We start from the raw sequence: 22,494 nt of genomic DNA on the forward strand, positions 1-22,494 counted from the left end.
TGGCCCCTGCAGGTTTGTGTTGGCCTTAGCCCTTGATGCGGTACTCGGCACTGCGCGCGTGGGCGGTCAGCGACTCGCCACGGGCCAGCACCGACGCGGTCTTGCCCAGCTCGGAGGCACCGTCCGCCGAACAGAAGATGATCGACGAGCGCTTCTGGAAGTCGTACACGCCTAGCGGCGAGGAGAAGCGCGCGGTGCCGGAAGTCGGCAGTACGTGATTGGGGCCGGCGCAGTAGTCGCCCAGCGCCTCGGCGGTGTACCTGCCCATGAAGATGGCACCGGCATGGCGAATCTTCGGCAGCCACTGTTGCGGCTCGGCCACCGACAGCTCGAGGTGCTCGGGAGCGATACGGTTGGCCACGACCATGGCCTGCTCCATATCGGCGACCTGGATCAGCGCGCCGCGCTCCTCCAGCGAAGTGCGGATGATCTCGGCACGCTCCATAGTCGGTAGCAGCCTGGCGATGCTCTCGGTCACCCGGTCAAGGAAGGCAGCGTCCGGGCTGACCAGGATCGATTGGGCATCCTCGTCGTGCTCGGCCTGGGAAAACAGGTCCATGGCGATCCAGTCCGAATTGGTCTGGCCATCGCAGATTACGAGGATCTCCGAGGGGCCGGCAATCATGTCGATTCCGACCTGACCGAATACATGACGTTTGGCGGTAGCCACATAGATGTTGCCCGGGCCGACGATCTTGTCCACCTGCGGCACGCTCTCGGTGCCGTAGGCCAGCGCGGCCACGGCCTGGGCACCGCCGATGGTGAACACGCAGTCGACGCTGGCCACGCAGGCGGCGGCCAGCACCAGTTCGTTGATCTCGCCGCGCGGAGTCGGCACCACCATCACCACCTCGGAGACGCCGGCAACCTTGGCCGGAATCGCATTCATCAGCACCGAGGAAGGATAGGCCGCCTTGCCGCCCGGCACGTAGAGGCCAGCGCGATCCAGCGCGGTCACCTGCTGGCCAAGCACGGTACCGTCGGCCTCGGTGTAGGCCCAGGAATCCTGCTTCTGCCGCTCGTGGTAAAGGCGCACGCGCTCGGCGGCCTTTTCCAGCGCTGTGCGCTGCTCGCCGCTGATGCGGGTCAGAGCCAGCTCGAGGCGCTCGCGGGGCAGGATCAGCTCAGCCATGGAGGTGGCTGCGACGCTGTCGAAGCGCTGGGTGAACTCCAGCACCGCGGCGTCGCCTCTACTGCGCACAGCCTGAATGATGTCCAGCACGCGCTGATTGACCGCATCGCCGGAAACGCCTTCCCAGCTCAACAGATGATCCAGGTGGCGGGCGAACTGCGGATCGGCGGCATCGAGTCGGCGGATGGCGATGGGTGCGGTCATAATGGGCCTCGTGGTTGGCTGAAACTCGGGCGCCGCTAGACTAGCAAGCCCTCCGCGCGGGCACCCGAGAATTTCGCTATGACACGGATGGGCGTAGGCAGGTCCGTCAGCTCCGATGTCGCGAGTCAACGGCCTCGCGTAGGGTGTCGATCAACGCCTGGATGCGTGCATGCTGCATCTTCATCGAGGCCTTGTTGACAATCAGCCGCGAACTGACAGTGGCGATCAGCTCCTGAGGCTCCAGGCCATTAGCGCGCAAGGTGTTGCCGGTATCGACCACATCGATGATCTTGTCGGCCAGCCCCACCAACGGCGCCAGCTCCATGGAGCCATAGAGCTTGATGATGTCCACCTGGCGGCCCTGCTCGGCATAGTAGCGTTTGGCTACATTGACGAACTTGGTGGCCACCCGCAAGCGTCCCCTGGGCACGGGCGCGCCTACCTTGCCGGCAGTCATCAGTTTGCATTTGGCGATCTTCAGATCAAGCGGCTCGTACAGTCCCTGGCCGCCGTACTCCATTAGCACATCCTTGCCGGCCACACCCAGGTCGGCAGCACCGTTCTCGACATAGGTCGGCACGTCGGTGGCGCGGACGATCAGCAGGCGTACGTCTTCCTGAGTGGTTGGAATGATGAGCTTGCGACTCTTGTCCGGACTCTCGGTCGGCACGATGCCGGCTTCGGCGAGCAACGGCAGGGTATCGTCGAGAATCCGGCCTTTGGACAGGGCAATGGTGAGCATGAAAACGAATGTCCTTGGATATTGACCCTATCGGGGGCTGAGATCGATGCCATGCCAGGCGCCGGACTACCTCGGGATGCGGCGGATCTTGGCGCCGAGCAATTGCAGCTTTTCCTCGATGCATTCGTAGCCACGGTCGATGTGGTAGATGCGATCAATCAGGGTATCCCCCTCGGCCACCAGACCGGCGATCACCAGGCTGGCGGAGGCGCGCAGATCGGTAGCCATTACTGGAGCCCCCTTCAGGTGCGGCGTACCGGTGACGATGGCGGTATTGCCCTCCACCAGAATCTGCGCTCCCATGCGGTTCATTTCATAGACGTGCATGAAGCGATTTTCGAACACGGTTTCGATGACCGTTCCCGTGCCCTCGGCGACGGCATTCAGAGAAATGAACTGGGCCTGCATGTCGGTGGGGAATGCCGGGTACGGCGCGGTGCGCACGTTCACAGCCTTGGGCCGGTTGCCCTTCATGTCCAGCGAGATCCAGTTGTTGCCGGTATCGATCTGCGCACCCGCCTCTTCCAGCTTGAGCAGCACCGCCTCGAGAATGGTCGGATCGGTATCCTTGAGCTTGATCCGTCCCCGGGTGGCGGCCGCAGCCACCAGATAAGTGCCGGTCTCGATGCGGTCGGGCATCACGCTGTAACGACCGCCGCCCAGACGCTTGACTCCTTCGATGACAATGGTGTCGGTGCCAGCACCCTTGATCTGAGCGCCCATGCCGTTCAGGAAGTTGGCCAGATCGACCACCTCCGGTTCACGGGCGGTATTCTCCAGCACTGTACGCCCATTGGCCAACGCCGCGGCCATCATAATATTCTCAGTGCCGGTCACGCTGACGATGTCGAAGAAGAAATGCCCACCACGCAGACCACTGGCCGGAGCCTTGGCCTTGATATAGCCGCCTTCCATCTCGATCTGCGCGCCCAGCGCCTCGAGGCCGCGGATGTGCAGGTCGACCGGCCGCGAGCCGATGGCACAACCGCCTGGCAGGGCCACCTCGGCCTCGCCGAAACGGGCGACCATCGGGCCGAGCACCAGAATCGAGGCGCGCATGGTCTTGACCAGCTCGTAGGGTGCCACCAGTGTCTTGATGGTGCTGGCATCCACCTCCACGCTAAGCTTTTCGTCGATCACTGGCTGCACACCCATGCGCCCGAACAGCTCGATCATCGTGGTGATATCGTGCAGGTGCGGCAGATTGCAAACGGTGACCGGCGTATCGGCCAGCAGGGTTGCGGCAAGGATCGGCAACGCCGCGTTCTTCGCCCCGGAAATGCGGATTTCGCCATCGAGGCGCTGGCCGCCGGTAATGATCAGTTTGTCCATGTTCTCTCGCGCTGGCAGGCTCAGGAACGCTCGGCCCAGGCGGCGCGACTGTAGAATTTCATGGTGATGGCGTGGATACGGCCATCGACGATCCAGTCATTCAGCTGGGCATAGACCAGTTGCTGACGCTTCACCGGGCTCATGCCGGCCAATTCGTCGCTGATCAGATTGAGCTGAAAGTCGCAACCCTGTCCCTGCACCTCAACTTGGGTTCCAGCCAACTTGCTCTCCAGAAAGCTTTTGACTTCAGTGGGCTGCATGCATACCTCGGAAGCTGTCATGAATTACTCCTGCGGTGGATATCGGCGCAAAGCTAAAGGGGGGTCGTAAGATGATCGGCTTCCTGCACGCCCCGGGAAGCCGCCCATCTTACAAAAAAGCCCACCGACTGCGAATCCCTGCCAGCATCGGCCCCGACGGGGGAGCCCTGTGCGGGCGCCATCAAGCGTCCAACGGCAGCAGCTCGAGCAGACCGCAGACCTGCGCGATCTCGCGCATGTCCTGGGGCAGTGCGCGCATCCGCAGGCGCTTGCCGGCAATCTTGGCATCACGCAGGTAGGCCAGCAGCAGGGACGGCCCGACACTGCTGGACTTTTCCACGCCCGCGCAGTCAAGCACCAGCTCCGCGGCCTCGGCAATGCCGATCAGTGCCCGCCCCTGCTGACGCAAGGCCGGACCGGTGCTGTAGTCCAGCACGCCGGCAAGGGCGAGCACACCAGGCTCGACCTGGCGAATCGAGGCCTCGCTCATTGCCCCGCAGCCTTCTTGCCTTCTTCGCTTTCCTTGGCCTTGGCTACCACATTGGCCCAACCATCAATGGTCTTGTCCAGATCCTGACCATTGCGCTGCATACTCTCGGCGAATTGATCACGGAACAGCTTGCCGATGTTGATGCCATTAATGATGACATTGCGCAGCATCCACTGACCCTGCTTCTTCACCATGGTGTAGGAAACCGGATAGACAGTACCCTGGGTATCGCGAACCTCCATCCCAACACTGGCACGATCACCTTCGACCGGTACGGCCGAGGATAATACGCGGATATCCTGATTGTTGTACTCCAGGAGAGCATTGCCGTAGAACTGCATCAGACTGCGCTTGAAGTTCTCCTGAAAGCGGCTCATCTGCTCGGGAGTCGCCTTGCGCGAGTATTTGACGGTCATGATGCTGCGAGAAATCCCCTCAGCATCCACCACCGGCCCGAGAATTCGGTCCAGGGTATCGTAAAAAGCTTGCGGATTGCTTTTATAGGCAGCCTTGTTCTTCTTCAAGTCGCCAAGTAGAGAATCGGTGGTCTGCTGCACCACTTGATGAGGAGTGCTCGACGCGGCTGCAAACAGCGGCAGGAGTGCCAGCAGCACCAGAAAACCACGACGCAAAACAGTAAGCATGGGAAATCCTCTGCAATCTATTCTTCTTTGTCCTTGTTGACGGAGTTCATCAGGAACTTGCCGATCAGATCCTCGAGCACTAATGCCGACTGAGTATCCTGGATGGAGTCGCCATCCTTCAGAAGCTCTTCCTCGCCCCCGACACTGATACCGACATACTTCTCACCCAGCAGGCCAGCAGTCAGGATGGAGGCCGTGGAGTCGCTCGGCAGGTTGTCGACGCGCTTCTCCAGTTCCAGGGTCACTCGACCGGTATAGCTGTTGCGATCCAGGTCGATGGCCGTGACCTTGCCGATGGCGACACCGGCCATAGTCACTTTTGCCCTGACCGTCAGGCCGGCGATGTTATCGAAATACGCATAGAGCTTGTAAGTATCGCCATTGGTGCTGACCGTCAGGCCGCTGACACGCAGTGCCAGCAGCAGGAGGGCCAGCATACCTGCCAGGATGAACAGGCCGACGCCGGTTTCCAGGGTGCGGGTTTGCATCAGTTATCTCCAAACATCAAGGCTGTCAGAATAAAGTCCAGTCCCAGCACGGCCAGCGAGGCATAGACAACTGTTCTTGTAGTAGCGCGACCAATTCCTTCCGAAGTCGGCTCGCAGTCATAACCTTGGAACACGGCGACCCAGGTCACCACAAAGGCAAAGACAACGCTCTTGATCGCACCATTGATCACGTCATCATACAGATCCACGCTGCTCTGCATGCTGGCCCAGAACGAACCCTCATAGACCCCCAGCCAGTCCACCGCAACCATGGCACTACCCCAAATGCCGACCACGTTGAAGATCCCAGCCAGCAGCGGCATGGAAATGAAACCAGCCCACAGGCGCGGCGCGATGATGTACTTGAGCGGATCGACACCAATCGTCTCCAGACTGGAAAGCTGCTCGGTGGACTTCATGTTACCGATTTCCGCGGTGAGCGCCGAACCGGCACGCCCGGCGAACAGCAGGCCGGTGACGACCGGCCCCAACTCGCGCAACAGAGTCAGGGCGACCAACTGCCCAACCGCCTGCTCCGAGCCATAGCTGACCAGGATGTTATAGCCTTGCAGCGCCAGCACCATACCAATAAAGAGGCCGGAAACGACGATGATCGGCAGAGACAGCACGCCAATTGAGTAGACTTGCTTGATCAGCAGCTGAAAGCTGCTGCCAGCACCGCCACGGCCGAACATGGTATGCAACAGGAACAGCGCGGAACGCCCCATTGCCTCGACCACATCGATGGCGGAGCGACCGAGCAGACCGACCTGCTCGAGGAGGGATCTTTTGTGCATCAGCGCCTCCCCAGAAGGTCGTTGTGATAATCCGGTGCCGGAAAATGAAAAGGCACCGGGCCATCCGGCAGCCCCTTCATAAACTGGGTGACGCGCGGATTCTTGGAGTTCATCAAGTCTTGGGGGGATCCCTCCCCCAGTACCTGACCATCGCCCACTACATAGAGGTAATCGGCGATGCTGGCCGTTTCGGCCAAATCGTGAGAGACCACTATACTGGTAATGCCAAGGGCATCATTGAGCAGGCGGATCAGCCGCACGAGCACGCCCATGGCGATTGGATCCTGACCGACGAAAGGCTCGTCATACATGAGAATCTGCGGATCGAGAGCAATAGCCCGGGCCAGCGCCACACGGCGCTTCATGCCGCCGGAAAGCTCGTCGGGCATCAGGTCGATGGCGCCACGCAACCCGACCGCTTGCAGCTTCATCAGTACGATGTCGCGGATCATTTCATCCGGCAACTTGGTATGGACCCGCAGCGGAAAGGCAACGTTCTCGAACACATCCAGATCGGTGAACAGTGCGCCACTCTGGAACAGCACCCCCATTTCCTTGCGCATCTCGAACAGCTCGCTGCGCGAGAGATGCGGAAGGTTGTGTCCATTGACCCACACTTCGCCGCTTTCCGGCTTGAGCTGGGCGGCTACCAGACGTAACAGAGTGGTCTTGCCACACCCCGAGGGCCCCATGATGCCGGTGACTTTGCCGCGTGGTATGCGGATATCTATATTATTGAAGATGCTGCGCGAACCTCGCTTGAAGGAGACCCCCTTCAGCATGACTGCGTAGTCGTTTGAGTCGCTCATCTAGACTCCTCGTGAATACCCCCTCGGTTAAACGCCGCTTCCCCCAGGACAGGAGGACGCCGTACCGCTTGACCGAACTGGGAGGCACTATAACACTGCGAGCACCGACCTCCCAAGCACACGGGCACCGTAGATGGCGTTGGCCGCAATCGCGGAAGCGTGAGCAATATGGCCTTTACCGCTATAATCGGCGCCTTTTTAAGCGACGAGCCGCCCGCCATGCCCCACTCGAGCAACCCGATCCAGTCTGCCCAACGGACCATCCGCCTGGAAATCGAGGCCATCGAGGCACTTCTTGCACGCATCGACGATGATTTTGCCATAGCCTGCAAGCTGATCTTCGATTGCAAAGGACGGGTCGTGGTCGTCGGCATGGGCAAGTCCGGCCACATCGGGCGCAAAATCGCCGCCACTCTGGCGAGCACCGGCACACCGGCATTTTTCGTCCACCCCGGCGAGGCCAGCCACGGCGACATGGGCATGATCACTCGTGACGACCTGGTTCTGGCCCTGTCCAACTCTGGCTCCACTGCGGAAATTATCACCCTGCTACCACTGATCCAGCGCCTCGGCATCACCCTGATCAGCATGACCGGCAACCCCGACTCGCCACTGGCGGAGGCAGCCACTGTCAATCTCGACACGAGCGTCAGCCAAGAAGCCTGCCCACTCAACCTGGCACCCACTTCATCCACCACCACCACCCTGGTGCTCGGCGACGCACTGGCTATCGCCCTGCTCGAGGCACGCGGCTTTACCGCCGAGGACTTCGCCTTCTCCCACCCTGGTGGCGCTCTCGGCCGCCGCCTGCTGCTGAAGGTGGAAAATATCATGCACGTCGGCGATAGCCTGCCCTGCGTGCACCGCGGCACCACGCTGCGCGATGCATTGCTGGAGATGACCCGCAAGGGCCTAGGCATGACCGTGGTGCTCGAGGCCGACGGACGCCTGGCCGGCGTCTTCACCGACGGCGACTTGCGCCGCACCCTCGACCGCAACGTCGACGTACGCCAAACCACTATTGACGAGGTGATGACCCCTCACGGCAAAACCGCCCGCGCCGAGATGCTCGCCGCCCAAGCCCTGAAGATCATGGAGGATCATAAGATCAACGCCCTGGTGGTAATCGACGATGCCGACCGGCCGGTCGGTGCACTGAACATGCATGATCTACTGCGGGCGGGGGTGCTATAGAATGAACCAAGAGCTGCTGCAGCGAGCAAGGGCCATCCGCCTGGCGATCTTCGATGTCGATGGCGTTCTCACCGACGGCCGCCTGTACTTTCTGACCGATGGCAGCGAATTCAAGACCTTCAATACCCTTGACGGCCACGGCATCAAGATGCTGATCAACTCCGGCGTATGCACCGCCATCATCAGCGGCCGCACCACACCGGTGATCGAGCGCCGCGCCCGGAATCTGGGCATCCAGCACCTCTACCAGGGTCGCGAGGACAAGCTAGTCGTACTGGACGAACTCCTCACCGAGCTGGGCCTCGGCTACGAGCAGGTCGCCTACCTCGGTGACGATCTGCCCGACCTGCCGGTCATCCGCCGCGTCGGCCTGGGCATGGCCGTGGCCAGCGCAGACGGTTTTGTTCGTCGGCACGCCCATGGCATCACCCAGGCACGAGGCGGTGAAGGTGCGGCCCGCGAATTCTGCGAATTGATCCTGCAGGCCCAGGGCAACCTCGAAGCCGCCCAGAACGCTTATCTGTAGAGGCTATCATGCTGCGCAAACTCCGCTTCCCCCTGATCCTGGCCGCCCTGGCCGCCCTGCTGGCGGCGGTGGGCTACTGGAACATCCGCCCGGCAAGCTTCATGGACAGACTAGCCATCACCCCTGATGACAGTGCCATCGACTTCTACGCGACCAATGCCCATACGCTGCAATACCAAACCGAAGGCAAGCTGCACTACGAGCTGACCGCCGACAAGGTGGAACACCTCAAGGCCAGCGAGATCACCCTGCTCACCCAGCCCGACTTGCTGGCATTCCGCGGCACCCCCACCCCCTGGCATGTACGCAGCGAACGCGGCGAGGTCAGCCCCCAAGGCGATCAAGTTGAATTGATTGACGCGGTAAGGGTCGAGCGCACCGACACCCAGGGTCGCCCGCTCATCCTCACCACCAGCCGCCTGAGCGTGTTCCCGGAGAGGGAATATGCCGAGACTCAGCAACCCGTTAAGATCGAAGCGGCCAATGGGGTGACCACGGCTGTCGGGATGAAAGCGTATTTGGATGACAGCAGGATGCACCTGCTGTCCAGAGTAAGAGGCCAGCATGAGGTTCGCTAACCGTTTCTCCCACCGGGCTCTCCCTCTTCTGCTCAGCCTGTGCTCCTGTCTGGGCGCCGCGAGTGCCTGGGCCCTCCCCTCTGATCGCGAGCAGCCGATCCGCGTCCAGGCCGACAGCGCCGAACTCGACGACAAACAAGGTGTTGCGGTCTACCACGGCGATGTGGTCATCACCCAGGGCACACTGAAGATCACCGGCAACAAGGTCACTATCACCCAGGATGACAACGGCGAGATCAAGGTCTTCACCTCGGTCGGCAATCCTGCCTACTACGAGCAGAAGCCGGCCCCCGACAAAAACATCGTCAAAGCTTATGGCCAGACCATTCAGTACTTCGCGGAAAACGAACGCATCGTATTGATCGATAAAGCCCGGGTAATTCAGGACGGCAACACCTTCGAGGGCGAGAAGATCGTCTACGACACTCAGCGACAGATCGTCAACGCCGGCCGTGCCACCGGAATCAAGATATCCAGCCCGAAACCACGGATAGACATGGTCATCCAACCGAAAAAGAAACAGCAATCAGGACAGACACAGTAATGGCCACCCTCAAGGCTCAGCATCTGGCCAAGAGCTACAAGGGCCGCCAGGTCGTCCGCGACGTCAGCCTCTCCATCGAGAGCGGCCAGATCGTCGGCCTGCTCGGCCCCAACGGGGCCGGCAAGACCACCTGCTTCTACATGATCGTCGGCTTGGTCCGTGCCGACCAGGGGCGCATCCTGATCGATCAGGATGATGTCACCCACCGACCCATGCACGGCCGCGCCCGGGCCGGTATCGGCTACTTGCCCCAGGAAGCCTCGATCTTCCGCAAGCTTACGGTGGCCGATAACATCATGGCGATCCTCGAAACCCGTAAGGATCTAGACGGAGAAGGCCGCCGCCAGGCGGCGGAGGCCCTACTGCAGGAATTCCACATCAGCCATATCCGCGACAGCCTCGGCATGAGCCTCTCGGGCGGCGAACGGCGCCGGGTCGAAATTGCCCGCGCTCTGGCCAGCACGCCGAAGTTCATCCTGCTCGACGAGCCCTTTGCCGGCGTCGACCCGATCTCGGTGAATGATATCAAGCAGATTATCCATCACCTGAAAAACAAGGGCATCGGCATCCTGATCACCGACCATAACGTGCGTGAGACGCTGGACATCTGCGAAACCGCCTACATTGTCAACGATGGGCAGCTGATAGCCGAAGGCGATGCCGAGGCCATCCTCACCAACAAACTGGTGCAGGAAGTCTATCTCGGCCACGAATTCCGGCTATGAGGCGCCCTATTGAATGGGATAGACCAGTCAAATTCCGTTATAATCAGGCATAAAATTTGCTTTAAGAAGGCGCATCGTCGCCTCGTAGTGATTGACGCGAATGCTTCGGCAAATATGGTGCTTCCTATAATATGAAACCATCGCTAGTCCTTAAGATGGGTCAGCAGCTGACGATGACCCCACAGCTGCAACAGGCCATCCGTCTGCTCCAACTATCGACCCTGGATCTTCAGCAGGAAATCCAGGAGGCCCTCGACTCCAACCCCATGCTGGAACGTCAGGAAGAAGCTGAGGACTACGACAGCCCGGATACGCTGGCCGAACATGGCGACCAGTCAGCGGATGCCGCACAAGGCTCCTATCAGGAGAGCTACGAGAGCTCATCCGCCAGCGAGGACGGCGGCAACCTGGAGGATGGCGACTGGCACGAGCGCATCCCCAGCGAGCTGCCGGTGGATACCGCCTGGGAAGACATCTACCAGACCAGCGCCAGCAGCCTGCCGAGCAGCGACGACGATGACGAGTGGGATTTCACCACCCGTACCTCTACGGGCGAAAGCCTGCAGAGCCACCTATTCTGGCAGCTCAACCTGGCCCCGATGTCGGACACCGACCGCCTGATCGCTGTCACCCTGATCGACAGCATCAACAGCGACGGCTATCTGGAAGCCTCGCTGGAGGAAATCCTCGCCTCCCTGGACCCGGAGATGGGCATCGAACTCGACGAAATGGAAATGGTGCTACGCCGCATCCAGCAGTTCGAGCCGGCAGGCGTCGCCGCACGCGATCTCAGAGAATCGCTGCTACTGCAGCTGCGCCAGCTGCCGGCCGACACTCCCTGGCTGGAAGAGGCGCAACGGCTGGCCGGGAGCTATCTCGACCTGCTCGGCAACCGCGACTTCACCCAACTGATGCGGCGCATGAAGCTCAAGGAGGAGGAGCTGCGCCCGGTGATCGAACTGATTCAGAGCCTCAACCCACGCCCCGGCGCACAGATCGAGGCGGGCGAGCCCGAATACGTGGTGCCCGACGTCATCGTACGCAAGCACAATGATCGATGGCTGGTGGAGCTCAACCAGGAAGCAGTGCCGCGCCTGCGCATCAACCCCCATTACGCCGGCTTCATCAGACGTGCAGATGCCAGCGCCGACAACACCTTCATGCGCAACCAGCTGCAGGAAGCGCGCTGGTTCATCAAGAGCCTGCAGAGCCGCAACGAGACCTTGATGAAGGTATCCACGCAGATCGTCGAACACCAGCGGGGCTTCCTCGACTATGGTGAAGAAGCCATGAAACCGCTGGTGCTGCATGACATCGCCGAAGCCGTTGGCATGCACGAATCGACTATCTCCCGGGTCACTACCCAGAAGTACATGCATACTCCGCGCGGCATCTACGAGCTGAAGTATTTCTTCTCAAGCCACGTCAGCACCGCTGAGGGCGGTGAGTGCTCGTCCACCGCCATCCGCGCCATCATCAAAAAACTAGTTGCCGCGGAAAATCCGAAAAAGCCATTGAGCGACAGCAAGATCGCTGGTTTACTGGAAGAACAGGGCATACAGGTGGCTCGCCGCACAGTCGCCAAATACCGGGAATCGCTCAGTATTGCGCCTTCCAGCGAACGCAAGCGACTCATGTAACGGGATCGAGCCGAGCCATCGATACAGCAGCAGCCCTTCAGCGGCTAGTCGAAGCAGCGTATACCGGTAGCAGGCCCGTCAGCCTGCGTTAAAACAGAAATAAGGAGAAAGCGGTATGCAAGTCAACATCAGTGGACATCAGCTGGATGTGACCGACGCCCTACGTAACTATGTCGAGGAGAAGATCAGCCGGCTCGAACGCCACTTCGATCGCATCACCAATGTTCAGGTGATCATGACAGTCGAAAAGCTCAAGCAGAAGATCGAAGCAACCCTGCATGTCTCCGGTGCCGAAGTAGTCGCTAATGCCGAGCATGAAGACATGTACGCCGCCATCGACCTGCTCGTCGACAAGCTTGACCGTCAACTGATCAAGCACAAGGAAAAGCAGATTGAACGCCAGCAGGGCGCTACGGCCCGCTGACTCCTCCGCCCTATGATCAGACTCGAAGACATCCTGACTCCCGGCCGCTCCCTGGTGAACGTGCCGGGGGGCAGCAAGAAGCGCGCTCTCGAATACATCGCCAATCTGGTCGCTCGCGAGATGCCCGACCTGGATCAGCAGACCATTTTCGAGAGCCTGATTGCCCGTGAAAAGCTGGGTTCGACTGGCTTTGGCAATGGCATCGCCATCCCCCATTGCCGTCTTCCCGGTTGCCCCGCCCCGATCAGCGCCCTGCTGCGGCTGGACGCTCCGATCGATTTCGATGCGATCGACGGCATTCCGGTCGACCTGCTATTCGTCCTGCTGGTTCCGGAAGCCGCCACCGACGAACATCTGCAATTGCTTCGCCAGATCGCTAGCATGCTCGATCGCAGCGAGGTACGCGAGCGTCTGCGCCAGGTCGAGAGCAACGAAGCCCTTTACCAGGTCGTGGCGGACGCCCAGAAGGGCCAGTAGGATTCCGTCCAGGAGTACGGAGGTTCGTCGACTGTGAACGAGCAATTGGCAGCCCGGCTTTCGGTAATCACTCCTGGCGACGGAAAACTCTTATCATGCGCGTGATTATCGTCAGCGGCCGCTCCGGTTCGGGCAAAAGCACCGCCCTCGATATCCTGGAAGACAACGGCTTCTTCTGCATCGACAACTTGCCGGCCATCCTGCTCCCCGAACTGGCCGAACGGGCGCTGCTGCATACCGAACTGATCCAGCCCCAGGTCGCGGTATCTATTGACGCACGCAACCTGCCCAGCCAGCTGAAACGCTTCCCCGAACTGCTGACAGAGGTGCGCACCCGCTATATCCTCTGCGACCTGCTCTATCTGGACGCCGATGACGAAACCCTACTCAAGCGCTTCTCGGAAACCCGCCGACGCCATCCGCTGACCAACGAGAACCGTTCGCTGGCCGAAGCGATCTGCTACGAAAGCCGGCTACTCGCTCCGATCAAGGATCTGGCCGACCTCAAGATCGACACCACCCACCTCAACCTCTACCAGCTGCGCGACACGCTCAAGCTGCGCCTGCTGAACAAGCCTGAACCGGGAACGGCCTTTCTGTTCGAATCCTTTGGCTTCAAGCGGGGGATGCCGGTGGATGCAGATCTGGTGTTCGATGTGCGCTGCCTGCCCAATCCGTACTGGAAGCCGGATCTACGCAATTTTTCCGGATTGGATCAACCGGTCGCCGACTACCTTGCCGCTCAGCCGGACGTCGAGGAGATGTACCAAGACATCCAGGCCTATCTGCAGAAATGGCTGCCCCGCTTCGCCGCCAGCAACCGCGCCTATGTCACCATCGCGATCGGCTGCACCGGCGGCCATCACCGCTCGGTCTACCTGGCCAACCGGCTTGGCCGGGCATTGAAGCAGTCACTCAAGAACGTTCAGGTTCGCCACCGCGACCTCTGCTGAAGGATGGATAACGCGATGCCCGCCTGCGAAGTCACCATCATCAATAAGCTTGGGCTGCATGCCCGGGCAGCGGCCAAGTTCGTCGGGGTCGCCGGGCGCTACGCCTGTGCGGTGCGCATCGGTCGAGCCCCGGAGAACCTGGTCGACGGCAAAAGCATTATGGCGGTCATGATGCTGGCCGCCGGCAAGGGAACGCCCGTTCACCTGCATACCGAAGGCGAGCAGGACTGCGAGGCACTGGAAGCCCTGGTCGAGCTGATCAATAATCGCTTCGACGAAAACGAATAAATACTGCCGCTCGGCCTGCCCGGCGGCAGGTGTCCACCCTGCGTCACTTCGCTCAGCTTCCCGCCAGAGTCATCCGTTCGACAAGCACCGAACCGGTGCAAATGTTGCTGCGATGCTCCAGATCGTTGCCCACCGCGACGATCTGCCGGAACATGTCGCGCAGGTTACCGGCGATGGTTACCTCCTGTACCGGATACTGGATCTCACCATTCTCCACCCAGAAGCCGCCGGCACCACGGGAATAATCGCCGGTCACCAGATTGAGCCCCTGCCCCATCAGCTCGGTCAGCAGCAGCCCGCGCCCCATGCGGCGGATCAGTGCGGCCTGATCCTCCTCGCCGTGGCTGACGAACAGGTTGTGCACCCCGCCAGCATTGGCCGTACTCGGCATTCCCAGCTTGCGTCCCGAATAGGTGCCCAAGGCGTAGCTGGCCAACCGGCCCTGCTCGACGAAATGCTTGGCCCGGGTTGGCAGCCCGTCAGCATCGAAGGCGGCGCTGCCCAGTGCTCGGGGAATGTGCGGACGCTCGTCGAGGTTCAGCCATTCGGGGAACAGCTGCTCGCCCAATGCGCCCTCGAGGAAGGATGCGTGCCGATAGAGATTGCCGCCGGTAATGGCACCGATGAAATGGCCGAATAGTCCGGTGGCCAGCTCGGCGGAGAACAATACCGGCACCTCGCAGGTCGGCACCGGCCGCGCGCCAAGACGTCGTACCGCCCGCTCCGCCGCCCGCCGACCGATCGCCTGCGGATCGGCCAGCGCCTCGCCGCGCCGGTTGACGTCATACCAGTAGTCGCGCTGCATCTGCCCCTCGCCCTCGGCGATCATCACGCAGCTGAGGCTGTGTCGGGTGCTGGCATAGCCGCCGATGAAACCGTGGCTGTTGCCGTAGACGCGGCACCCCTGATGCGAGTTTAGCGAGGTGCCGTCGGCGTTGTGGATCTGCGGATCTGCGGAGAAGGCCGCAGCCTCGCACTCCAGCGCCCGCTCGATGGCCTGCTCGGGGCTGATCGCCCAGGGGTGGAAGAGATCCAGCTCCGGGAGTTCGCCAGACATGAGTGCGGCGTCTGGCAGGCCGGCGCAGTCGTCCTCGGAAGCATGCCGGGCGATCGCCAATGCTGCCGCCACAGTTTCCCGGATCGCCTCCTCGCCGGTCGCCGAGGTGCTCGCCGAGCCCTTGCGCTGTCCGAGATAGAGAGTGATGCCGAAGCCCTGGTCGCGATTGAACTCGACGGTTTCCACCTCGCCCTGGCGCACCGTGGTGGACAGGCCCTGCTCGATGGAGACGGACACCTCGCAGGCCGAGGCACCCTGCCGCTCGCTCTCGGCGAGTATCCGCTCGACCTTGGCCCGTAACTCCGGCAGCGCCTGCGGACCTACCATTTCTGCTGGATTCATAACTACTCCTGTCAGGTCCGGGCCAGTCGCTCCGGAGCTGCTGTTATCATGGCGGCATATATCTCTGGACCGCCACCATGTCTGAATTTCACCAAGACTTCTCTGAAGAGAAGAGCAAATCCCAGGTCAAGCGCGAACTGCATGCCCTGCAGGAGCTCGGCGAGCGACTGACCACGCTCAAGCCCGAGCAGCTCGACCGCCTGCCGCTGACCGACGCCCTGCGCCGTGCCCTGCTGGAAGCCCCGAAACACAGCGCGCACATCGCCCGCAAGCGGCACATCCAGTACATCGGCAAGCTGATGCGCGACCAAGACGTCGACGCCATTCTCGCCCTCTTCGAGCAGTTGGACGCCTCCAGCCGCCAGTACAACGAACGCTTCCACGCCCTCGAGCGCTGGCGCGACCGGTTGCTCGAAGGCGGCGACGAAGCCCTCGAGGCCTTCGTCGGCGGCTACCCGGACACCGACCGCCAGCACCTGCGCGGCCTGATCCGCCAGGCCCGTCACGAAACAGAGCAGAACAAGCCGCCGGCCGCCAGCCGCAAGATCTTCAAGTACATCCGCGACCTCGACGAAAGCAAACGCGGACTGCGCTGACTGCACAGGGCGGCTCGGCCGCCACGCCGCGCCACCTGCCAGCGCTGACCGCCCTGCCCCCGCCTCAGGCGCCGGTACCACCCACGGTGATCGCATCGATCTTCAGGGTCGGCTGGCCGACGCCCACCGGAACCGACTGGCCGTCCTTGCCGCAGGTGCCGACGCCGCTATCCAACGCCAGGTCGTTGCCGACCATGGAGACCCGGGTCATCACATCCGGACCGTTGCCGATCAGGGTCGCGCCCTTGACCGGTGTGGTGATCCGACCATCCTCGATCAGATAGGCCTCACTGGTGGAGAAGACGAACTTGCCGCTGGTGATGTCCACCTGACCGCCGCCCAGGCTGGCACAATAGAGCCCCTTCTTCACCGAAGCGATGATCTCCTCAGGCTCGCTCTGCCCAGCCAGCATGTAGGTGTTGGTCATGCGGGGCATCGGCAGGTGCGAATAGGACTCGCGGCGGCCGTTGCCGGTCGGCGCCACGCCCATCAGGCGGGCGTTCAGCTTGTCCTGCATGTAGCCCCGCAGCACGCCGTTCTCGATCAGGGTGGTGCACTGGGTCGGCGTGCCCTCGTCGTCCAGGCTGAGCGAACCGCGGCGCTCGGCCAGAGTGCCGTCGTCGACGATGGTGCACAGGCTGGAAGCTACCCGCTCGCCGACCCGCCCGCTATAGGCCGAGCTGCCCTTGCGGTTGAAGTCGCCCTCCAGACCGTGACCGACCGCTTCATGCAGCAGCACGCCGGACCAGCCCGGACCGAGCACCACCGGCAGCGTGCCGGCCGGCGCCGGAATCGTCTCGAGATTGACCAGCGCCTGGCGCACCGCCTCGCGGGCATAGCCCATAGCGCGATCCTCGTCGAGGAAGAAGCGGTAGTCGGTACGTCCGCCACCGCCCTGTCCACCGCGCTCGCGGCGGCCGTTCTGCTCGACGATGACACTGACGTTGAAACGCACCAGCGGGCGTACGTCGGCCCCCAGGCTGCCATCGCTGGCGGCGATCAGGATGTGCTCCCAGACCCCGGCCAGGCTCACCGTGACCTGCTTGATGCGTGGATCCAGCGCCCGGGTGGCGGCATCGATGCGCTTGAGCAGCTCGACCTTCTCTGCCCGGTCGATCACCTCCAGCGGATTGCCCGGCGCATAGAGACGCGTCATCTCGGCAGCGGCGAAGGCCTGCACGTGGCCCAGCTGTCCGGCACGAGCGATCGAGCGGGCCGCCTGGGCAGCCTGGCGCAGCGCCTCGGCGGTGATCGCATTGCTGTAGGCGAACCCGGTCTTCTCGCCGGACTGGGCGCGCACGCCGACGCCCTGGTCGAGATGGAAGCTGCCCTCCTTGACGATGCTGTCCTCCAGCACCCAGGACTCGGACATCTGGCTCTGGAAGTACAGGTCGGCCGCGTCGATGCCGGGGCCGGCCAGTTCGCCGAGCAGCGCCGGCAAAGCATCGAGATCCAGACCACCGGGGCTCAGCAGCTGCTGGCTGACAGGTAACAACAACTTGCTCATATTCACTCCATTTCGACCGGCCGCGGCACGGTCGACACTGAAAATCGCCGATGGCGGTGCACCGGCATACGCTGACGGATCGCCGCCTGCTCGCCGGCATCGCGGCTGGCCAGCAGCACGCACTCACCGTTGGCCTGTTCGGCCAGCAGCCGCCCCCAGGGATCGACGATGGCCGAATGGCCATAGGTCTCCCGAGGGCCGGGATGCCGACCGCCCTGGGCGGCCGCCAGCAGATAGCACTGGGTTTCCAGCGCCCGCGCGCGCACCAGCACATGCCAGTGGGCGGCGCCGGTCACCGCGGTGAAGGCCGAGGGGACGCTGATCAGCTCAGCTCCGGCGTCGCGCAGGGCGCCATAGAGTTCGGGAAAGCGCAGATCGTAGCAGACCGTCAGACCGAGGCGGCCGACCGGAGTATCCACCACCACGACCCGTTCACCGTGGGCATAGTCGTCCGACTCGCGGTAGCGCCCGCGCTGGTCCGCCACGTCCACATCGAACAGGTGCAGCTTGTCGTAACGCGCCACCTGCTCGCCGTGGGCGTCGAACAGCAAGGAACAGGCATGGGCCTTGGCCTGCGGCCGGCCAGCCGGCGGCAACGGCAGGGTACCTGCGACTATCCACAGGCCGAAGTCGCGGGCCGCCTGGCACAGGCAGGGCAGCACCGGGCCGCGCCCCTCCGCCTCGGCGCGGCCCAGGGTGGCGCTGTCGCGCCGACCCATAGCGGCGAAGTTCTCCGGCAGGACGGCAAGGCGAGCCCCGTCAGTGGCCGCCTGTTCGAGCAGGCGGCGCGCGGTCGCGAGGTTGGCCGACACATCGTCCTGACTGACCATCTGCAGTACCGCCACGCTCATTGACTCTCTCCGCTTTTTCCCGGCTTCGCCCCCCAAGCTCTCGCACTTCGCCGCCTACTGCAACCCTCTTTCCAGCTAGCGCGGCTTCTCGAAGGGCTTATCGAAGGTAATTCTAGGCTCTCGCCAATCACCCTGGACGCGGTACTGCACGCTGGCGAAACGCGCTACGCGATTGCCAAGCAGCTTGTCGACGACGAACAGCGCCCCGCCGACCGCCGGCGCGCCGACCAGCAGGGCGGCGAGCGGCAGGTTGTTGGTGATCGGCAGGGTGACCAGCAGTTTGGCATCGATGCTGTCGCCGGGCAGGTTGAGGCGTCCGTCCAACTCGAGATTGCTCGACGGACCGGTGAGGGTCAGCGGGATTTCCGTCCTGTAGACCCCGTTGCGCCCCTCGACCAGCCCCTTGACCTGGTCGTAGCTCAGCCCCTTGCCGAACAGGTCGGAGAAGTCCAGACGCAGCCGGCGGCCAATAGCGTTGAAGTTGAGCAGGCCGAACACCCGCAGCGCCGAGGCCGCCCCCTCCACCTCGCGGAACTGCCCCTTGCTCAGGCTGATGTCGAAGCTGCCCGTATAGCGCTGCATGGCCAGGGCCGCCGGCGATCCCGGCCAGCTGCCATCGATATCCACGCGGAACTCTTCGCTGGTCGCGCTCGGCGCGAAGCCCCAGGCGAGCAGCACATCGGCGAGATCGCCGCCCTGCAGGCGCCCCCGGAACCAGCTGCGGGTGGCGCCGGGCAGTCCCCGCCAGCCGGCGCTGCCGAGCACCCGCAGGCCCTTGAGGTCCAGATCCAGGTCGCTGAAGTGCACCCCATCGGGACGCGGCCGCGCCTTCAGCGACCAAGCTCCGAGCAGCTCGACGCCCTGCTGCAGACGGGCGATGCGCACATCCAGCGCCGGAATCTTCCGCGGGTCGACCGCCAGCAGAGGATCCGTGGCGGCGGTGGTCGCGCCGCTCGTGGCGGCCGGCAACTGCAGATAGGCCAGCTCGATACCGATCGGTGCCTTGGCCGCCGTCGGGATGGCGATGCGCCCCCTGATCTGCGGGCCATCCAGCTGCAGGCCCCAGCCGGCCCGGGTAGACGTCAGCCGTGCCCCGAGCGGACTTAGAGTGGTGCCGAAGCCCTGAAAACTGCCGATATCCAGCTCGGCGCCCCGCAGCAGGCCGACCTGCGAAGTCCCCTGGCCGGCCAGGGGCGCCAAGGCCGCCTGCCAGGCATCCCAGTCCAGGGTAGCGACCCGGCCGCGCAGCCACAGGCCTTGCGTCGCCGGCAGCCGTGCCCGCCCACCGCCCAGCAGCAACTCGCCACGACCGGCGTCGAGCCTTCCCTCCGGCGCCGCCAGGGCCAGGCTGGCCAGACCGGCGTAGTCCAGTCGGTAGCGGCGCTCTGCACCGTCCAGGGTCATGTGCCATCGCGTTTGGCGGGATTCCCGGGCCGACTTGCCGAACGGCTCTGGCAGATCGATGCGCAGACCGCGCAACGTGGAGTCGACCTGCAGCCAGCTGTTCGCGCCATCCAGCACCAGTTCGAGGCGATAGGGCAACTGGCCGGAAAGCGGCAGGCGCTGACGCACCTGCAGCCACTCGGCGAGGGACGCCGAGGACACCTGCCCATCTGCCTGGATGCGGGTCCGCGCCTTGCCGTTGCCTCCCTCGGCAAGGGCCCGGCCGCGCACCGGCCGGCCGAACACCTCGGCGCGGATCTCCGGCGCGCTGAGCCCCTGCGCCGTGTCGTAGGTAAAAGCCCCCTGCAGGCGGCTCAGCTGCAGGTTCGGCTGGGCCATTCGCAGCCGAGCGCCCTCGGTACGCAGCTCCACCAGCACGCGCGATGGCCGCTCCGCCTCCCGGCGCAGCGGGATGTCCAGCTTGAGTCGCCCCTGCAGCGGCCCCTCGCCCGTCCAACCGGCGAAGATTTCGGCGGTCTCCAGCGGCGCCTCCTGAAGAATGCGCAGACCATCGCCGACACTGCCCTCGAGCTCGCCTTCCAGCTGCAGCCGCGGCACCCCGTCCTTGGCCGGGGGAATCTCGGCCCTGGCCGACTTCAGCCGGCTGTCCAGCACCCGCCCCCCAGTCAGGGCCACGCGCACGCCACTGTCCTCAACGAAGACCTCGCCCTGCGCCTCGCGCAGCTCCGGCCAACCCGGCTGATAGGCCAGTTCACCATCGCGCACCTTGAAGAACAGGCCGAGGCTGCGCGCCGCGTCCTCTGCTCCCTTGCTCAGCGAACCCTGATAGAGGAAATAGCCTTCGTCCACGCGGCCGGCACGGATCGAGGTCTTCAGCCACTCGGCCAACTGCGGCGACAATCCGGATGAGAGGGTCGGCAGGTATTTCTCGGCGTAACGGGCATCGCCGTCGCGCAGGCCGACGCGCAGGTCCATGTAGTCCTCTTCCACAGGATCGCGGCGCAGGCGGATCAGGAAGTCGCCGACGGCGTGGCCCTCCTCCCCGTCCGTCTGCACATAGGGACTGCGCAGGGTCACGCCCTGCTCGTCGATCTGCCAGAACAGCCGCCCGGCGGCATGCCGGTAGCGCCAGGGGCGGGGGAACAATCGCGCGAGATGCAGTGCGACATCTTTGCCGTTGAGGCGCAGCTCGCCGCCGGCCAGATCGCCGCTGACGCTGCCGCTAACGTTGTCCGCCGCCGGCGCGCCATGCCAGGCATCGAAGGCCACGCCCTCGAGATTGGTCGCATAGGCGAGGCGCTGGCCGCCCTCGGCCTGCGGCCGGTAGTCCAGCCGCAGGTTGCGCAGGGTGCCGCGCGGCCGCAACGCCGTCAGGGCGGTTTCGGCGACCTCCGGCAGCGGCGCCAGGGACTGCACCAGCGGCATCAGCGGGGTCAGATCGAGGTGGTTGGCGGTCAGTGTCCAGGTGCTGGGCGCATCGGTCGCAGCCTGGTTTTCGAGCGCGATCTGCACGCCCTCCCAGCGAGCCGCACCGAAGTCGACCGCCAGGGAGTCGAGCAACGCGCGGAAATCCTCGCCGTCGCGCAGGAAATGGCCGCTCAGCGCCAGGTCCCGCACCCCAGCCGGCGCCTGCCCGGCACGATGGACACGCAGCTCGGGCGCCTGCAGGCGGGTCGCCGCACGCTGCAGGCGGCCCTCGGCCCAGGACAGCCAGAACTCGCCACCGGCCTGCAGCCGCTCGATGTGCCAGTCGCCGACCAGACTGCGCGGCACCCAGCCCGCCCAGTCGCTCTGCGGCAGGCTGACGTAGAGCTCGGCGGGACTCTGCCGCCAGCCCTCGTCGGCCAGTTGGCCCTGCAGGCTCCACTGCAGCGGCTGACCGTCGGGCAGGCTCAGGCGACCGTCGAGGCGCTGCTGCCAGCCGTCGCTGCGCAGCGTGAGGTCAACGTTCTGGAGCGCGAAGGGCGCCTGTCCGTGGGGGGCGAAGGTGATCTGGCTGTCCAGCAGCGACAGGTGATCGATCCGTTCCAAGGTGCGCAGCGTCAGGTCCGGATTGAACGGCCGCTGCCGATCGCGTGCCGGCGCGCCCTCCAGGGTCCAGCGTCCCTCGGCATCCTGCGCCAGGGCGAAGCTCACGCCCTCCACCTCCAGCGCAGCGACGCGCAACTCGCGGGCCAGCAGAGTGCGCAGCAGATCAAGACGCACCTGAACCCGCGCCAGATGCAGCGCGTCGGCGCCCTCGCCGATCGTCACATCGCGCGCCAACAACCGCGGCGCCAAGGCGGTCCACTGTCCCTCCAGAGCACGGATGGCCACCGGCATGTCCAGTACGTCGCGAACCCGCGCCTGAACCTCGAGACGCGTATCGGCGACCAGCGGCGCCAGCTGGCGGCCGAGGCTGATGCCCAGTGCCAGCAGCATCAGGCCCAGGAAGCCGAGCCAGAACAGGAGGCGCAGGCCGACCGCAAGCAGGCGGGAGAGTTGCGGCAT

Annotated in this window: 24 protein-coding genes; 11 read left to right on the forward strand and 13 right to left on the reverse strand. The window is 63.6% G+C overall.

Translation table 11 applies throughout. The features are described 5' to 3' along the window. Nucleotides 1–25 precede the first annotated feature (25 nt). The 9 genes from hisD to ACYVD0_RS00725 all read right to left on the reverse strand — a co-directional run bounded on the left by hisD (nucleotide 26) and on the right by ACYVD0_RS00725 (nucleotide 6,898). Nucleotides 26–1,336: a histidinol dehydrogenase gene (gene hisD, locus ACYVD0_RS00685; RefSeq protein WP_460424986.1), complete on the reverse strand. Its 1,311-nt coding sequence runs from the start codon at nucleotides 1,334–1,336 to the stop codon at nucleotides 26–28. Nucleotides 1,337–1,442: 106 nt separating this feature from the next. Beyond that, a complete protein-coding gene (gene hisG, locus ACYVD0_RS00690; protein WP_460424987.1) occupies nucleotides 1,443–2,078 on the reverse strand; it encodes an ATP phosphoribosyltransferase in 636 nt (211 codons plus the stop codon). 66 nt (nucleotides 2,079–2,144) lie between these two features. Beyond that, nucleotides 2,145–3,410 (reverse strand): UDP-N-acetylglucosamine 1-carboxyvinyltransferase, encoded by a 1,266-nt coding sequence (gene murA / locus ACYVD0_RS00695; protein WP_460424988.1) that lies wholly within the window; start codon nucleotides 3,408–3,410, stop codon nucleotides 2,145–2,147. Nucleotides 3,411–3,430: 20 nt separating this feature from the next. Further along, nucleotides 3,431–3,670 carry a BolA family protein gene (locus tag ACYVD0_RS00700; RefSeq protein WP_460425036.1) on the reverse strand — a complete coding sequence of 80 codons (240 nt, stop codon included), beginning with the start codon at nucleotides 3,668–3,670 and terminating at the stop codon, nucleotides 3,431–3,433. A gap of 181 nt (nucleotides 3,671–3,851) precedes the next feature. Then, complete coding sequence (locus ACYVD0_RS00705) at nucleotides 3,852–4,160, reverse strand: STAS domain-containing protein (protein WP_460424989.1); 309 nt, start codon at nucleotides 4,158–4,160, stop codon at nucleotides 3,852–3,854. Next, nucleotides 4,157–4,804 (reverse strand): MlaC/ttg2D family ABC transporter substrate-binding protein, encoded by a 648-nt coding sequence (locus ACYVD0_RS00710; RefSeq protein ID WP_460424990.1) that lies wholly within the window; start codon nucleotides 4,802–4,804, stop codon nucleotides 4,157–4,159. Before ACYVD0_RS00710 ends, ACYVD0_RS00705 begins: the two co-directional genes overlap by 4 nt. A 17-nt stretch (nucleotides 4,805–4,821) precedes the next feature. Continuing rightward, nucleotides 4,822–5,292 carry an outer membrane lipid asymmetry maintenance protein MlaD gene (gene mlaD / locus ACYVD0_RS00715; protein WP_460424991.1) on the reverse strand — a complete coding sequence of 157 codons (471 nt, stop codon included), beginning with the start codon at nucleotides 5,290–5,292 and terminating at the stop codon, nucleotides 4,822–4,824. Further along, nucleotides 5,292–6,089: a lipid asymmetry maintenance ABC transporter permease subunit MlaE gene (gene mlaE, locus ACYVD0_RS00720; protein ID WP_460424992.1), complete on the reverse strand. Its 798-nt coding sequence runs from the start codon at nucleotides 6,087–6,089 to the stop codon at nucleotides 5,292–5,294. Before mlaE ends, mlaD begins: the two co-directional genes overlap by 1 nt. After that, nucleotides 6,089–6,898, reverse strand: coding sequence for an ATP-binding cassette domain-containing protein (locus ACYVD0_RS00725; protein ID WP_460424993.1), 810 nt, complete (start codon nucleotides 6,896–6,898; stop codon nucleotides 6,089–6,091). The genes mlaE and ACYVD0_RS00725 overlap by 1 nt, the downstream gene beginning before the upstream one ends. A 219-nt stretch (nucleotides 6,899–7,117) precedes the next feature. Between ACYVD0_RS00725 and ACYVD0_RS00730 the strand changes: the two genes are divergently transcribed. The 10 genes from ACYVD0_RS00730 to ACYVD0_RS00775 all read left to right on the forward strand — a co-directional run bounded on the left by ACYVD0_RS00730 (nucleotide 7,118) and on the right by ACYVD0_RS00775 (nucleotide 14,247). Next, the gene (locus tag ACYVD0_RS00730) at nucleotides 7,118–8,092 is read left to right on the forward strand and encodes a KpsF/GutQ family sugar-phosphate isomerase (RefSeq protein ID WP_460424994.1); all 975 of its coding nucleotides are present in this window, start codon (nucleotides 7,118–7,120) and stop codon (nucleotides 8,090–8,092) included. Nucleotide 8,093: 1 nt separating this feature from the next. Then, nucleotides 8,094–8,618, forward strand: a complete 525-nt coding sequence (locus ACYVD0_RS00735; RefSeq protein WP_460424995.1) for a KdsC family phosphatase — start codon at nucleotides 8,094–8,096, stop codon at nucleotides 8,616–8,618. A gap of 8 nt (nucleotides 8,619–8,626) precedes the next feature. Further along, complete coding sequence (gene lptC / locus ACYVD0_RS00740) at nucleotides 8,627–9,196, forward strand: LPS export ABC transporter periplasmic protein LptC (protein WP_460424996.1); 570 nt, start codon at nucleotides 8,627–8,629, stop codon at nucleotides 9,194–9,196. After that, on the forward strand, nucleotides 9,183–9,740 hold the full coding sequence (gene lptA, locus ACYVD0_RS00745; RefSeq protein WP_460424997.1) for a lipopolysaccharide transport periplasmic protein LptA: 558 nt from the start codon (nucleotides 9,183–9,185) through the stop codon (nucleotides 9,738–9,740). Before lptC ends, lptA begins: the two co-directional genes overlap by 14 nt. Next, entirely contained in the window at nucleotides 9,740–10,465 is a 726-nt protein-coding gene (lptB, locus tag ACYVD0_RS00750; RefSeq protein ID WP_460424998.1) for an LPS export ABC transporter ATP-binding protein, read from the forward strand. Before lptA ends, lptB begins: the two co-directional genes overlap by 1 nt. Nucleotides 10,466–10,596: 131 nt before the next feature. Further along, entirely contained in the window at nucleotides 10,597–12,105 is a 1,509-nt protein-coding gene (locus tag ACYVD0_RS00755) for an RNA polymerase factor sigma-54 (protein ID WP_460424999.1), read from the forward strand. Between the two features lie 115 nt (nucleotides 12,106–12,220). Continuing rightward, the gene (gene hpf / locus ACYVD0_RS00760; RefSeq protein WP_460425000.1) at nucleotides 12,221–12,529 is read left to right on the forward strand and encodes a ribosome-associated translation inhibitor RaiA; all 309 of its coding nucleotides are present in this window, start codon (nucleotides 12,221–12,223) and stop codon (nucleotides 12,527–12,529) included. 12 nt (nucleotides 12,530–12,541) lie between these two features. Next, nucleotides 12,542–13,006: a PTS IIA-like nitrogen regulatory protein PtsN gene (gene ptsN, locus ACYVD0_RS00765; RefSeq protein WP_460425001.1), complete on the forward strand. Its 465-nt coding sequence runs from the start codon at nucleotides 12,542–12,544 to the stop codon at nucleotides 13,004–13,006. Nucleotides 13,007–13,101: 95 nt separating this feature from the next. Then, complete coding sequence (gene rapZ, locus ACYVD0_RS00770; RefSeq protein ID WP_460425002.1) at nucleotides 13,102–13,959, forward strand: RapZ family nucleotide-binding protein; 858 nt, start codon at nucleotides 13,102–13,104, stop codon at nucleotides 13,957–13,959. Nucleotides 13,960–13,974: 15 nt separating this feature from the next. After that, entirely contained in the window at nucleotides 13,975–14,247 is a 273-nt protein-coding gene (locus tag ACYVD0_RS00775) for an HPr family phosphocarrier protein (protein ID WP_460425003.1), read from the forward strand. A gap of 52 nt (nucleotides 14,248–14,299) precedes the next feature. Here the strand turns inward: ACYVD0_RS00775 and pmbA are convergent, their stop codons facing one another. After that, nucleotides 14,300–15,646, reverse strand: a complete 1,347-nt coding sequence (gene pmbA, locus ACYVD0_RS00780) for a metalloprotease PmbA/TldD family protein (RefSeq protein ID WP_460425004.1) — start codon at nucleotides 15,644–15,646, stop codon at nucleotides 14,300–14,302. Nucleotides 15,647–15,723: 77 nt separating this feature from the next. Here pmbA and yjgA point away from each other — a divergent pair, with 77 nt between their 5' ends. Further along, nucleotides 15,724–16,242: a DarP family protein gene (gene yjgA / locus ACYVD0_RS00785; protein WP_460425005.1), complete on the forward strand. Its 519-nt coding sequence runs from the start codon at nucleotides 15,724–15,726 to the stop codon at nucleotides 16,240–16,242. A gap of 64 nt (nucleotides 16,243–16,306) precedes the next feature. Here yjgA and tldD read toward each other — a convergent pair whose 3' ends face one another. From tldD to ACYVD0_RS00800, 3 genes are all read right to left on the reverse strand, one after another. Further along, a complete protein-coding gene (gene tldD / locus ACYVD0_RS00790) occupies nucleotides 16,307–17,749 on the reverse strand; it encodes a metalloprotease PmbA/TldD family protein (protein ID WP_460425006.1) in 1,443 nt (480 codons plus the stop codon). Nucleotides 17,750–17,751: 2 nt separating this feature from the next. After that, nucleotides 17,752–18,600: a carbon-nitrogen hydrolase family protein gene (locus tag ACYVD0_RS00795; protein ID WP_460425007.1), complete on the reverse strand. Its 849-nt coding sequence runs from the start codon at nucleotides 18,598–18,600 to the stop codon at nucleotides 17,752–17,754. Between the two features lie 75 nt (nucleotides 18,601–18,675). Then, nucleotides 18,676–22,494 carry a YhdP family phospholipid transporter gene (locus tag ACYVD0_RS00800; RefSeq protein WP_460425008.1) on the reverse strand — a complete coding sequence of 1,273 codons (3,819 nt, stop codon included), beginning with the start codon at nucleotides 22,492–22,494 and terminating at the stop codon, nucleotides 18,676–18,678.

This window comes from Azotobacter armeniacus (assembly GCF_054779355.1).